General features: G+C 72.6%; 11 protein-coding genes. 8 read left to right on the top strand and 3 right to left on the bottom strand.

Annotated elements, in window-relative coordinates; translation table 11 throughout:
• Positions 1–3: 3 nt before the first annotated feature.
• Positions 4–1,572: an FAD-dependent oxidoreductase gene (locus ACN28G_RS21960; RefSeq protein ID WP_421480241.1), complete on the bottom strand. Its 1,569-nt coding sequence runs from the start codon at positions 1,570–1,572 to the stop codon at positions 4–6.
• Positions 1,569–3,716 carry a molybdopterin oxidoreductase family protein gene (locus tag ACN28G_RS21955; RefSeq protein WP_091443888.1) on the bottom strand — a complete coding sequence of 716 codons (2,148 nt, stop codon included), beginning with the start codon at positions 3,714–3,716 and terminating at the stop codon, positions 1,569–1,571. The genes ACN28G_RS21960 and ACN28G_RS21955 overlap by 4 nt, the downstream gene beginning before the upstream one ends.
• A gap of 168 nt (positions 3,717–3,884) precedes the next feature.
• Here ACN28G_RS21955 and ACN28G_RS21950 point away from each other — a divergent pair, with 168 nt between their 5' ends.
• The 7 genes from ACN28G_RS21950 (at position 3,885) to glmM (ending at position 9,383) form a co-directional block, all read left to right on the top strand.
• Positions 3,885–4,580 (top strand): class I SAM-dependent methyltransferase, encoded by a 696-nt coding sequence (locus ACN28G_RS21950; RefSeq protein WP_421480240.1) that lies wholly within the window; start codon positions 3,885–3,887, stop codon positions 4,578–4,580.
• 100 nt (positions 4,581–4,680) lie between these two features.
• Positions 4,681–4,938, top strand: coding sequence for a DUF6364 family protein (locus tag ACN28G_RS21945; RefSeq protein WP_091443881.1), 258 nt, complete (start codon positions 4,681–4,683; stop codon positions 4,936–4,938).
• Positions 4,939–4,948: 10 nt separating this feature from the next.
• Positions 4,949–5,242 (top strand): type II toxin-antitoxin system PemK/MazF family toxin, encoded by a 294-nt coding sequence (locus ACN28G_RS21940; RefSeq protein ID WP_091443878.1) that lies wholly within the window; start codon positions 4,949–4,951, stop codon positions 5,240–5,242.
• A gap of 176 nt (positions 5,243–5,418) precedes the next feature.
• Entirely contained in the window at positions 5,419–6,795 is a 1,377-nt protein-coding gene (locus tag ACN28G_RS21935; RefSeq protein ID WP_421480239.1) for an MFS transporter, read from the top strand.
• Positions 6,796–6,985: 190 nt separating this feature from the next.
• Positions 6,986–7,429 (top strand): 50S ribosomal protein L13, encoded by a 444-nt coding sequence (gene rplM, locus ACN28G_RS21930; RefSeq protein ID WP_091443870.1) that lies wholly within the window; start codon positions 6,986–6,988, stop codon positions 7,427–7,429.
• 20 nt (positions 7,430–7,449) lie between these two features.
• The gene (rpsI, locus tag ACN28G_RS21925; RefSeq protein WP_091443866.1) at positions 7,450–7,914 is read left to right on the top strand and encodes a 30S ribosomal protein S9; all 465 of its coding nucleotides are present in this window, start codon (positions 7,450–7,452) and stop codon (positions 7,912–7,914) included.
• Between the two features lie 116 nt (positions 7,915–8,030).
• The gene (gene glmM, locus ACN28G_RS21920; RefSeq protein ID WP_421480238.1) at positions 8,031–9,383 is read left to right on the top strand and encodes a phosphoglucosamine mutase; all 1,353 of its coding nucleotides are present in this window, start codon (positions 8,031–8,033) and stop codon (positions 9,381–9,383) included.
• 119 nt (positions 9,384–9,502) lie between these two features.
• On the opposite strand, the gene ACN28G_RS21915 is transcribed toward glmM, so the two are convergent.
• The gene (locus tag ACN28G_RS21915; protein ID WP_091443857.1) at positions 9,503–10,687 is read right to left on the bottom strand and encodes a pyridoxal phosphate-dependent aminotransferase; all 1,185 of its coding nucleotides are present in this window, start codon (positions 10,685–10,687) and stop codon (positions 9,503–9,505) included.
• A gap of 174 nt (positions 10,688–10,861) precedes the next feature.
• On the opposite strand from ACN28G_RS21915, the gene glmS reads away from it, so the two are divergent.
• Complete coding sequence (gene glmS / locus ACN28G_RS21910) at positions 10,862–12,772, top strand: glutamine--fructose-6-phosphate transaminase (isomerizing) (protein WP_091443853.1); 1,911 nt, start codon at positions 10,862–10,864, stop codon at positions 12,770–12,772.
• Positions 12,773–12,778: the final 6 nt, after the last annotated feature.

Genomic DNA, 12,778 nt, shown 5'->3' with positions numbered 1-12,778 from the left:
GGTTCATCGGATCGGCGCCGGGTCCGACTGGGCCAGCCAGTCGACGATGCCGGCGAGCGCGTCGCGGCAGCCGCCGCAGCCGGTGCCGGCCCGGGTGGTCGCCGACAGCTCGTCGCCGGTCCGGGCACCGGAACGCCAGCAGGCCACCAACGCGCCCTTGCTGACGTCGTTGCACTGGCACACCGTGGTCGCGTCCGGCATCAGCGCCGGCGAGGTGGCCGGGGTGGCCGCGCCGCCGCCGTACGCCCGGCCGAGCAGCAACGACCGTCGGTCGGCCGGCACCGGGGCACCCCGGTCGAAGAGCTGCACCACCGTGCCGACCGCCGGGTTCTCGCCGAGCAGGATCGCCCCGGTCAGCCGGTCGCCACGGATGCGCAGTCGGGCGTACGTGCCCCGGGCCGGATCGGTGAAGGTCAGCTCCTCCACACCGTCGTGGTCGTCCTTGACGGTGCCGCCGGGTGTCGTCGCGCCGCCGTCGCCGCCGGGTGTCGTCGCGTCGCCGGTGCCGCCGGGTGTCGTCGCGCCGCCGGGACCGCCGGGCGTGGTCGACGTGACGCCGGTGCCGCCGGTGAGCGTCGGGCCGGTGACGTCGCCCATCGCGGCGAGATCGATGCCGGCGGCCTTGAGCCGGGTCACCACCGGCCGGGGCCGGTAGCGGGCCGCCGGGTCGGCGCCGGTGAGCAGGTCGGCGACCACCCTGGCCTGGGCCCATGCCGGGGCGACCAGGCCGGTGAGCGCCCCGTCGGGCTGGGCGCAGTCGCCGATCGCCGAGATCGCCGGATCGCTGCTGCGCAACCGGTCGTCGACCACCACACCCCGGGCCACCCGCAGGCCGGCGGCCGTGGCCAGCGCGGTGTCGGGGCGTACCCCGCAGGAGAGGACCAGCAGGTCGGCGGAGAGGGAACGGCCGTCGGCGAGGTCGAGCCGGACCCGGTCGGCGTCGGCGGTCACGCCGACCGCCGGCACCGCCAGCGCGGTGCGTACCCCGAGGGCTTCCAGGGTGCCGGCGAGCACCGCGCCGGCGGTCGGGTCGAGCTGCCGTTCCATCAGGTGCGGGTGGGGGTGGACCACGGTGACGGCCAGGCCCCGGGCGGCCAACCCCCGGGCGGCCTCCAGGCCGAGCAGCCCGCCGCCCAGCACCAGTACGTCGCGGGCGTGCCGGGCGGCGGCGAGGATCCGCCGGCAGTCGTCCAGGGTGCGGAACGGCACCACCCGGTCCGGCAGCGGGTCCAGCCCCGGCAGCGGCGGCACGACCGCGCGGGCCCCGGTGGCCAGCACCAGGTGTTCGTAGCCGAACCGGTCGCCGTCGGCGGTGCACACCTCGCGGGCGGCCCGGTCGATCCCGCTGACCGGCAGGCCGTTGCGCACGTCCACGCCCTGGCCGGCCAGCTCGGTCAGCTCCACGTCCGGCTCGTCGATCTTCCCGGCGAGCAGGGTGGAGAGCATGATCCGGTTGTACGCCCGGTGCGGCTCGGCCCCGAACACGGTGACCTTACGGTCGTCGCCCCGCGCGTGCAGTTCGGCGGCGAGGCGTGCCCCGGCCATCCCGTGCCCGACGATCACGATGCTCATGCCGGCTCCAGCCGGACCGCGCAGATCTTGAACTCGGGCATGCCGGAGACCGGATCCAGCGCGTCGTTGGTGACCGAGTTGGCGCGGGCGGCACCCGGCCAGTGGAACGGCGCGAAGACCGTGTCCGGGCGGATCGTCGGGCTGAGCCGGGCCGGGGCGCAGAGCTCACCCCGGCGGGAGACCACCCGTACCGGCTGCCCCTCGGTGACGCCGAGCCGGTCGGCCAGGTCGGGATGCAGCTCCACGAAGCCTCCGGGAGCGGCCCGACGCAGCGCCTCGACCCGGCGGGTCTGCGCGCCGGACTGGTACTGGGCCAGCACCCGGCCGGTGGTGAAGTGCAGCGGGTACTCGGCGCAGACCGGCTCGGCGGCCGGCCGGTGGGTCACCGCCCGGAACCGGGCCCGCCCGTCCGGGGTGGGGAAGCCGTCAGCGAAGAGCCGGGGGCTGTCCGGGCCGTCCGGGTCGGGGCAGGGCCAGAAGACCCCGGTGTCGGCCTCGATCCGTTCCCAGCTCACCCCGGCGTAGTCGGCCGGCCCGCCGGCCGAGGCCCGGCGCAGCTCCTCGAACCACTCGCGTGGCTCGGTCGGGAAACCGGTTTGCCGGGGGCCCCTGCTATCCGGAAAACGATAGGAGGGGGCCCTTCCTTGCAGGCGGGTGGCGAGGGTGGCGAGGATGTCGAGGTCGGTGCGGACGCCGGGGGGTGGCTCGCGCAGCGCCCGGCGGCGCAGCACCCGACCCTCCAGGTTGGTCATCGTGCCGTCCTCCTCGGCCCACTGGGCCACCGGCAGCACCACGTCGGCCAGTTCGGCCGTCTCGGAGCGGACGAAGTCGGCCACCACCAGCAGGTCCAGGTCGCGCAGCCGGGAGGTGATCCGGGCCGCCCGGGGCGCGGAGACCACCGGGTTGGAGCCGAAGACCAGCATCGCCTTCGGGCCGGTGGCGGTGCCGAGCGAGTCGAGCAGCTGGTACGCGGGCACCCCCGGACCGGGCAGCGAGTCGGGGTCGACGCCCCAGACCCCGGCCACGTGCGCGCGGGCCACCGGGTCGTCGATCCGGCGGTACCCGGGGAGCTGGTCGGCCTTCTGCCCGTGCTCCCGACCACCCTGGCCGTTGCCCTGCCCGGTCAGGCAGCCGTACCCCGAGCCGGGGCGGCCGGGCAGCCCGAGGGCGAGCGCCAGGTTGATGTACGCGGTCACCGTGTCCACGCCCTTGGCATGCTGTTCGGCGCCCCGGGCGGTGACGATGACCGCCCGGTCCACACCGGCCAGCGCCCGTACGGTGGCCTCCAGATCGGCCACCGGGACCCCGCTGAGGCGTTCCACCTCGGCCGGCCAGTACCCGGCCACGGTCCGGCGCACCTCGTCGAAGCCGGTGGTCCGTTCGGCGACGTACGCCCGGTCGAGCAGGCCCTCGGTGAGCGCGATGTGCAGCAGCGCGTTGGCCATCGCCAGGTCGGTGCCGGGCAGCGGCTGCAGGTGCAGGTCGGCCTGGCGGGCGGTGGCGGTGAGCCGGGGATCCACCACGATCAGCCGGCCGCCCCGACGGCGCTGCTCGGTCAGGTGGCGCATCAACGGTGGCATGGTCTCGGCCGGGTTCGCGCCGACCATCAGCACGGTCTGCGCCCGGCCCAGGTCGGCCACCGGGAAGGGCAGGCCCCGGTCGACGCCGAAGGCGCGCAGTCCGGCCGCCGCCGCCGAGGACATGCACCAGCGTCCGTTGTAGTCGATGTGCCGGGTGCCCAGCGCCACCCGGGCGAACTTGCCCAACGCGTACGCCTTCTCGTTGGTCAGCCCACCGCCGCCGAAGACCGCGACCGCGTCCCGACCGTGCCGGTCCGCGACGTCACGGATCCCCTCGGCCACCCGGTCGAGGGCGGCGTCCCAGTCGGCCGGGCGCAGCTGGCCGTCGGTGTCGCGCAGCAGCGGGGTGGTCAGCCGTTCCGGGTGGTCGAGCAGCTCGGCGGCGGTCCAGCCCTTCTGGCAGAGACCGCCGAGGTTGGTCGGGAACTGCCGGGGGAGGACCTCGACGCGTTGCCCGCGCTGACGCAGCGTCATCGCGCACTGGAGGGCGCAGTACGGGCAGTGCGTGGCGGCGTCGCGGGTCGTGGTTCCCGCTGGTGTCGCCGGGCGTGCACCGTCTGTCATGTCCGCAAAGCGTGCCGGTGGGCGGTTTCCGGTCCGGGTCTGCCTTGTTTCGGTCCTGTCAAGAGCGGCTCACACCGCACGTGGGAAACAGGCCGGTTCGCCTGGTTTACAATGTGGGAAAGTTGTCTCATTTGATGAGAAGATCGAGCTGGGGTGGGTGACGGATCGATGAGTGTCGCGGATGCGTTCGACGCCGTGGCGGGCAGTTACGACGCGGCCAGGCGTCGCCTCGTGCCCTGCTTCGACGACTTCTACGGCGCCGCCGTCGAGGTGGCCGCACCGCCGCTGCGGGCGGCGCTGGCCGAGGGGCGTACCCCCGAGGTGTTGGACCTGGGCGCGGGCACCGGCCTGCTCTCGCTGCTGCTGACCGCGGCGGTGCCGGGCGTGCGGACGACCCTGGTCGACGCCGCGCCCGGCATGCTCGCGGTGGCCACCGGGCAGCTCACCGCCCGGGGCGTGGCGCACCGCGTGGTGGCCGCCGACCTGACCGACCCGCTGCCCGCCGGCCGGTACGACGCGGTGGTCTCCGCGCTGGCCATCCACCACCTCGACGACGACGCCAAGCGGAAGCTGTACCGGCGGGCCGGGCAGGCGCTGGCCCCCGGCGGTGTGTTCGTCAACGCCGAGCAGGTCGCCGGCCCGACCCCGGCGCTGGACCGACGCTACGACGAGGTCTGGACGGCCCGGATCACCGAACTCGGCTCCGACGCCGAGGAGATCGCCGCCGCCCGCCGACGGATGCGCCACGACCGGCCGGCGACCGTGGCCGCGCAGTGCGCCTGGCTCGAAGCGGCGGGCCTGGTCGACGTGGACTGCTTCTTCAAGCAGTGGCGCTTCGCCGTCTTCGGCGGCCACCGCCACTGACCGGCCACCGCCACTGACCGGCCGCCGGTCCCTGACCGGCCGCCGCCGCTGACCCGGTGGTGGATGACTGACGGTCGTACCGCTGGGTACCCTCAGCGGCATGACCGCCAAGGTGACGTTGTCGTTCTCGGACGAGACGATCGAGCAGGCGCGCCGGTTCGCCAAGCGGGAAGGGCTGTCGCTGTCGGCCTGGATGGACCTGGCCGCCCGGGAGAAGGCGCTGCGTGAGGTCTTCACCGCGCACGCCGCCGCCGTGGGGCGGGCCGGTCTCGACCTGGAGTCCGCCGCGCTCGCCGACGCCCGCGAGGTGCAACTGGTCGACGACGCGCTCTTCGGCGGCCACCCCCGTGCCGCGTAACGGGGCGTAGGTGTTGCGCAGGGGCGAGGTCTGGCGGATCGAAGGGGCCCGGGAGCGGTACGGCCTGGTCGTCAGCTCCGACGTCTACAACGCCACCGACGTGCCGATCGTCATCGTGGCCGAGGTGGTCGACGAGGCGCTGCTACGGGACTCGCCGCTGGCGGTGCGGATGGGCGAGCAGGTGGTCATGCCCGACCGGCTCTCCTCGCCGATGAAGAAGTGGTTCACCGCCTGTGTCGGAGTGGCCGACGCCGATACGATGCAGCGCGTCGGCCGGGCGCTGCGGATCCTGCAGCAGCTCTGAGCCCCGCTGCCGCCTGCGGCAGGGCCGCCGAGGTCCGCACCGTCGTCGTTGCGTCCTCACCACCGGCCCGGCGCGGCGGTGCGTTCTCCGTAGCCGGGCCGACCCGCGACGGGCACCGGGCGGAAATTCGCTCTCCCTAGCGTTCGTCCTGGTCACATCGATGAGGAGGAGCCGTCGTGAGCACCCTCGCCCGCACCCCGACAGCAGCCGACGCCGAGGCACCGGGAACCAGTCGCCGGCACCGGATCGACGACTGGCGACCCGAGGACCCGACCTTCTGGCGTACCACCGGGGCACCCGTCGCCCGCCGCAACCTGTGGGTGTCGATCTTCGCCGAGCACGTCGGGTTCTCCGTGTGGAGCCTGTGGTCGGTGACCGTGCTCTTCCTCGGCCCGGAGTACGGCATCGACCCGGCCGGCAAGTTCCTGCTCACCGCCGTACCGGCCGCGCTGGGCGCGGTGCTGCGGCTGCCGTACACCCTGGCGGTCGCCCGGTTCGGCGGGCGGAACTGGACCATCGTCAGCGCGTTGCTGCTGCTGGTGCCGACCGTGCCGATGACGGTGCTGCTGGAGCCCGGGGTCTCCTACTCCACCCTGATGGTGCTGGCCTGCCTCACCGGGGTCGGCGGGGGCAACTTCGCCTCCTCGATGGCGAACATCAACCTGTTCTTCCCGGACCGGCTCAAGGGGCGGGCGCTCGGGCTCAACGCCGGCGGCGGCAACCTCGGCGTACCGGCGGTGCAGCTGGTCGGGCTGGCGGTGCTGGCCACCGCCGGTGCGGCGTACCCCCGGTTGGTGCCGGCGGTCTACCTGCCGCTGATCGTGCTGGCCGCGCTGGCCTCGGCCCGCTGGCTGGACAACATCCCGGCGGCGCGCAACGCGCCCGGCGCGCTGCGGGCCGCCGCCGCCGACCGGCACACCTGGGTGATGTCGCTGCTCTACATCGGCACCTTCGGCTCGTTCATCGGTTTCGGTTTCGCCTTCGGTCAGGTGCTCCAGCTCCAGTTCGCCGAGCGGTTCCCCACCCCGGTCGACGCCGCCTGGCTGACCTTCCTGGGACCGCTGATCGGCTCGCTGGTCCGGCCGCTCGGCGGTCAGCTGGCCGACCGGCTCGGTGGCGCGCTGGTCACCTTCTGGAACTTCGTCGCGATGGCGGCCGGTGCCGCGCTGGTGCTGTACGCCGCCCGGGACCGGTCCTTCGGGCTCTACCTGGTGGGCTTCCTGGCCCTCTTCGTGCTCTCCGGGGTCGGCAACGGCTCGACGTACAAGATGATCCCGGCGATCTTCCGGGCCCGGGCCGCCGATGAGCACGGGCGGGACCCGGCGGCGGCCGAGCGGTGGGCCCGGCGGATGACCGGATCGTTGATCGGCATCGCCGGTGCGGTCGGCGCGTCCGGCGGGGTGCTGGTCAACGTGGCCTTCCGGCAGTCCTTCCTGACCTCGGGCAACGCCGACGCCGCCTACCTGGCGTTCATCGGCTGGTACGGGTTCTGCGTCGTGCTCACCTGGGTGGTGTACCTGCGGCCCGGTCGGACCCGGCTCGCCGGGGTGTGAGACTCCTCTCACCGCACCCCCTCGGCGGGTAAGGGTGGACCCGTTTTGACCTGCCGACCGGGCGCCGGGTATCGTTGCCTGCTGTTGTACGACATCCAGTGGCGTGCCGTTTCAGGTACGCTTGGTCGTTCGTGCGCGCTGGTCCACCTCGGCGCGCGACCCCAGACCGACGACGAGACAAGGTAGACCTGTGCGTACGTACAGCCCGAAGCCGGGTGAGATCGAGCGTCAGTGGCACATCATCGACGCCTCTGATGTCGTGCTGGGCCGCCTGGCCACCCACACCGCCACGCTGCTGCGCGGTAAGCACAAGCCGACTTTCGCGCCGCACGTCGACACGGGCGACTTCGTCGTCATCGTGAACGCGGGCAAGGTTGCGCTGACCGGCAACAAGCGCCAGCAGAAGATCGCCTACCGGCACTCCGGTTACCCCGGTGGCCTCAAGCAGGTCGGTTACGACGAGCTGCTGACCAAGCGTCCCGACCGGGCCATCGAGCTCGCCGTCAAGGGGATGCTCCCGCACAACAAGCTGGGCCGTAAGCTGATCAAGAAGCTGAAGGTCTACGCCGGTGCCGAGCACCCGCACGGCGCGCAGCAGCCGGTGCCGTTCGAGATCAAGCAGATCGCGCAGTGAGCGAGGGCGAAGGAAACAGCATGACCGACATCACCGAGACCGAGGTCGCCCCCGAGGCCACCGAGGCGCCCGCGCCCGTCGCCCGCGCGCCGCGTGGTGACCGCCCGATCCAGACCGTCGGCCGCCGCAAGGAGGCCATCGTCCGGGTACGGATCGTCCCCGGCACCGGCAAGATCACCTGCAACGGCCGGGAGCTTGAGGCCTACTTCCCGAGCAAGGTGCACCAGCAGCTGATCAAGGACCCGCTGGTCACCGCCGAGAAGCCCGAGGCGTTCGACGTCATCGCCAACCTGCGTGGCGGCGGCACCACCGGCCAGGCCGGTGCGCTCCGGCTGGCCATCGCCCGGGCGCTGATCGTCAACGAGCCCGACGACCGCCCGGCGCTGAAGAAGGCCGGCTTCCTCACCCGGGACGCCCGGGTCAAGGAAAGCAAGAAGTACGGTCTCAAGAAGGCCCGCAAGGCCCCGCAGTACTCGAAGCGCTGATCATCAGCAGCGCGTTGTTCTTCTGACGAGCGGCCGGTTCACCCCCCTACCATCGGGAGGTGGACCGGCCGTTTCGTTTGTCCATATATTGGCGGTTTCATCGGAGGTTGGCGGGTATGGGGCGGTTGTTCGGCACGGACGGCGTACGGGGACGGGCGAACGTGGATCTCACGCCCGAGTTGGCGCTCGTGGTGGCGGTCGCCGCCGCCCACACACTCGCCGAGTCCGACCGCAGCCACCCACCGCTGGCCGTGGTCGGCCGGGACACCCGGGCCAGCGGCGAGATGCTGGAGGCCGCCGTGGTGGCCGGGCTGACCAGCGCGGGGGCCAACGTGGTCCGGGTCGGCGTGCTGCCCACCCCGGCGGTGGCCTTCCTCACCGCCGAGGCCAAGGCCGACCTGGGCGTGATGCTGTCGGCCTCGCACAACCCGATGCCTGACAACGGCATCAAGCTCTTCGCCGCCGGCGGGCACAAGCTGCCCGACGAGATCGAGGCCCAGATCGAGGCGGCCGTGGCGGCCAACGCCACCAGCGCCTGGGACCGGCCGACCGGCGCCGGGGTGGGACGGGTGCACGACCTGCTCGACGGCGCCGACCACTACGTCCAGCACGTGGTCGGCACCCTGGCCCACCGGCTCGACGGGCTGAAGGTAGTGGTCGACTGCGCCAACGGCGCGGCTTCCGAGGTCGCCCCGGTGGTGTACCGCGAGGCCGGCGCCGAGGTGGTGGCCATCCACGCCGAACCGGACGGCCTCAACATCAACGACGACTGCGGCTCCAACCACCTCGACGCGCTGCGCGCGGCCGTCGTCGAGCACGGCGCGCACCTCGGCATCGCCCACGACGGCGACGCCGACCGGTGCGTCGCGGTCACCGCCGACGGCGTCGAGGTCGACGGCGACGAGCTGATGGCGATCCTCGCCCTGGCCATGCGGGAGGCCGGCACCCTCACCGAGGACACCCTGGTGGCCACGGTGATGAGCAACCTCGGCCTGCGCCTGGCGATGTCCGCCGAGGGCATCCGGCTGGTCGAGACCAAGGTCGGCGACCGGTACGTCCTGGAGGAGCTGCGCGCCTCCGGCCTGGCCCTCGGTGGTGAGCAGAGCGGACACATCGTGATGCCGGCGCACGCCACCACCGGCGACGGCGTGCTGACCGGGCTGCACCTGATGGCCCGGATGGCCGCCACCGGCCGGACCCTCGCCGAGCTGGCCGCCGTCCTGACCAAGCTGCCCCAGGTGCTGATCAACGTGCCGGTCTCCGACCGCACCGTCGGCGCCGCCGACCCGACCGTACGGGCCGAGGTGGCCCGCGCCGAGGCTGAGCTGGGCGAGACCGGCCGGGTGCTGCTGCGCCCCTCCGGCACCGAGCCGTTGGTCCGGGTGATGGTCGAGGCGGCCACCGAGGAGACCGCCCGTACCGTCGCCGAGCGCATCGCCACCCACGTCCGCACCGCCAGCCCCGTGTAAGGAAGGGCCCCCTGTTAACGCTTTCGGTATAGCGGGGCACCCTTCTCACCACCTGCGCCCGGCCGCCTCACCTGGCGGCCGGGCGCAGGCGCAGGTGGTGACCGGTGCGGGTGGCTGGGTCAGGTGAGGCGGTGTAGCCGGGTGACGGCCTCGGCCAGCACCTCCGGGCGCTTGCAGAAGGCGAACCGGACCAGCCGTCGACCCGCCTCGACATCGTCGTAGAAGACCTGGGTGGGCACAGCGACCACGCCGCAGCGCTCCGGCAGCGACAGGCAGAACTCGATGCCGTCCCGGCCGCCCAGCCCGGCGATGTCGGCCGTGACGAAGTACGTCCCCTCCGGGGTGAGCACCTCGAACCCGGCCCCGGTGAGGCCGGCGGTCAACTGGTCCCGACGCTGCTGGAGGTCGTCCCGGAAACCGGTGTAGTAGGCGTCGGGCAGGGCCAACGCCACCGCCACCGCCGGTTGCAACGGTGCGGCGTTGACGAAGGTGAGGAACTGCTTGACCCGCAGCAGCGCCGAGACCAGTGCCGCCGGTCCGCTGGCCCAGCCGATCTTCCAGCCGGTGCAGGAGAAGGTCTTACCGGCCGAGGAGATTCGCAGGGTCCGCTCGCGCATGCCGGGCAGGGTGGCCAGCGGCACGTGCGGGTGGTCGGCGTCGGTGAAGACCAGGTGCTCGTACACCTCGTCGGTGACGGCGTACGCGTCGTGTTCCTGGCACAACTCGGCGATCAGCGCCAACTCGGTCGGGGTGAAGACCTTGCCGGTCGGGTTGTGCGGGGAGTTCAGCAGCACCAGCCGGGTGCGCCTGCCGAACGCGGCGCGCAACGCCGCCGGGTCGAAGCCGTACCGACCGTCGTCGCCGGGACGCAGGGTGACCGGCCGCCGGACCGCACCGGCCAGGGCGACCGAGGCGGCGTACGAGTCGTAGTACGGCTCGAAGCAGACCACCTCGTCACCGGGCTCGCAGAGGGCGAGGATGGCTGCCGCGATCGCCTCGGTGGCCCCGGCGGTCACCACGATCTCGCCGTCCGGGTCGTACTCCAGGCCCCAGAACCGACGCTGGTGCCCGGCCACCGCCGCGCGCAACGCCGGGATGCCCGGACCTGGCGGGTACTGGTTCTGGCCGCCGCGCAGCGCCTCGGCGGCGGCGGCGAGCATCTCCGACGGGCCGTCGGTGTCCGGGAAGCCCTGCCCGAGGTTGACCGCGCCGGTGCGGGCGGCCAAAGCGGACATCTCGGCGAAGATGGTCGTCCCGAACGGCCGCATCCGGGCCACCAGTGGATCGTTCGCGGTCGTCGTCACGCCCGTCAGGGTACGACCCCTCCCCGGACCCGTACACCCGTCGCGACCGGCGGCGTACGAGCTCGGACGTTTGTCCGGGCGGGCCACGGGGTGCTCCCAATCACTCAATTTCGCTGTTCGTTTGGCCGGCTTTCGAACAGTTGCCATGAGCGAAACTGGGTTAGGCTGCGGGTCATGTGTGGAATCGTGGGTTATGCCGGCAGTCGGCCGGCGCTGGGGATCGTGCTCGACGGGCTGCGGCGGCTGGAGTACCGCGGCTACGACTCGGCCGGGGTGGCCATCGTCTGCGACGACGAGCTGCTGACCGAGAAGAAGGCCGGCAAGCTGGCCAACCTCGAGAAGGTCCTCGCCGAGCGGGCCACCGACCCCAGCTCCTGCGCGGCCGGCACGGTCGGCATCGCCGACGGGAACACCGGCATCGGGCACACCCGCTGGGCCACCCACGGCGGCCCCACCGACCGCAACGCCCACCCGCACCTCGCCCCCGACAACCGGGTGGCGGTCATCCACAACGGCATCATCGAGAACTTCGCCAAGCTCCGCGGCGAGCTGGAGGCCGACGGCGTCCAGTTCACCAGCGACACCGACTCCGAGTGCGCCGCCCACCTGCTCTCCGCCGTCCTGGCCGAGCTGCGCGCGGCCGGCGAGCCGGACGGCCCGCAGCTGCTCGTCGCCGCGATGCGCGCGGTCTGCCAGCGGCTGGAGGGGGCCTTCACCCTGCTGGCCGTGGACGCCGCCGTGCCCGGCGCGGTGGTCGGCGCGCGACGCAACTCGCCGCTGGTGGTCGGCCGGGGTGACGGGGAGAACTACCTCGCCAGCGACGTGGCCGCCTTCATCGAGCACACCCGTGAGGCGGTCGAGCTGGGCCAGGACCAGATCGTGCTGATCACCGGGGACACCATCGAGATCACCGACTTCACCGGCCGCCCCGCCAGCGGCAAGGACTTCCACATCGACTGGGACGCCTCCGCCGCCGAGAAGGGCGGCTACGACTGGTTCATGCTCAAGGAGATCGAGGAGCAGCCCCAGGCCATCGCGGACACGCTGCTCGGCCGGCTCACCGACACCGGTGAGATCATGCTCGACGAGGTACGCCTCAGCGACCAGGACCTGCGCGACGTCGACAAGGTCTTCATCGTCGCCTGCGGCACCGCGTACCACTCGGGCATGGTCGCCAAGTACGCCATCGAGCACTGGACCCGGATCCCCTGCGAGGTGGAGCTGGCCAGCGAGTTCCGCTACCGCGACCCGGTGCTCGACCGGTCCACCCTGATCGTGGTGATCTCCCAGTCCGGCGAGACCATGGACACCCTGATGGCGCTGCGCCACGCCAAGGAGCAGAAGGCCCGGGTGTTGGCGATCTGCAACACCAACGGCTCCACCATTCCGCGCGAGTCCGACGCCGTGCTCTACACCCACGGCGGGCCGGAGATCGCGGTCGCCTCCACCAAGGCGTTCCTCACCCAGCTGGTCGCCTGCTACCTGATCGGCCTGCACCTGGCCCAGGTACGCGGGATCAAGTTCGCCGACGAGGTCGCGGCCGTGGTGGAGCAGCTGCACCGGATGCCCGACAAGCTGCGCGAGCTGCTGGCCCGCATCGAGCCGGTACGCGAACTGGCCCGGGAGATCAAGTCCGAGCCGACGGTGCTCTTCATCGGCCGGCACGTCGGCTACCCGGTGGCCCTGGAGGGCGCGCTCAAGCTCAAGGAACTGGCCTACATGCACGCCGAGGGGTTCGCCGCCGGTGAGCTGAAGCACGGCCCGATCGCCCTGATCGACGCGGGTACCCCGGTGATCTGCATCGTGCCGTCGCCGGTCGGCCGGGGCATGCTGCACGACAAGGTCGTCTCCAACATCCAGGAGGTACGCGCCCGCGGTGCGCGGACCATCGTGATCGCCGAGGAGGGCGACGAGGCCGTCCGGCGCTACGCCGACCACCTGATCTACGTGCCGCGTACCCCGACGCTGCTGGCGCCGTTGATGACCACGGTGCCGTTGCAGGTGCTCGCCGCCGAGATCGCCGCCGCCCGGGGCCACGACGTGGACCAGCCGCGCAACCTGGCCAAGTCGGTGACCGTGGAGTAGGGCGGC

This window comes from Micromonospora sp. WMMA1923 (assembly GCF_049179195.1).
Taxonomy (GTDB): domain Bacteria; phylum Actinomycetota; class Actinomycetes; order Mycobacteriales; family Micromonosporaceae; genus Micromonospora; species Micromonospora yangpuensis.
The sequence above is the reverse complement of the archived record's forward strand: the minus strand, read 5'-3'. Positions and strand labels throughout refer to the sequence as shown.

Excerpts from the sequence above, each read along its gene's own strand:
- ACN28G_RS21945 (WP_091443881.1), top strand. The coding sequence starts at position 4,681 with ATGACCGCCAAGGTGACGTTGTCGTTCTCGGACGAGACGATCGAGCAG.
- ACN28G_RS21950 (WP_421480240.1), top strand. The coding sequence starts at position 3,885 with ATGAGTGTCGCGGATGCGTTCGACGCCGTGGCGGGCAGTTACGACGCG.
- ACN28G_RS21960 (WP_421480241.1), bottom strand. The coding sequence starts at position 1,572 with ATGAGCATCGTGATCGTCGGGCACGGGATGGCCGGGGCACGCCTCGCC.
- rpsI (WP_091443866.1), top strand. The coding sequence starts at position 7,450 with ATGACCGACATCACCGAGACCGAGGTCGCCCCCGAGGCCACCGAGGCG.
- glmS (WP_091443853.1), top strand. The coding sequence starts at position 10,862 with ATGTGTGGAATCGTGGGTTATGCCGGCAGTCGGCCGGCGCTGGGGATC.
- glmM (WP_421480238.1), top strand. The coding sequence starts at position 8,031 with ATGGGGCGGTTGTTCGGCACGGACGGCGTACGGGGACGGGCGAACGTG.
- ACN28G_RS21955 (WP_091443888.1), bottom strand. The coding sequence starts at position 3,716 with ATGACAGACGGTGCACGCCCGGCGACACCAGCGGGAACCACGACCCGC.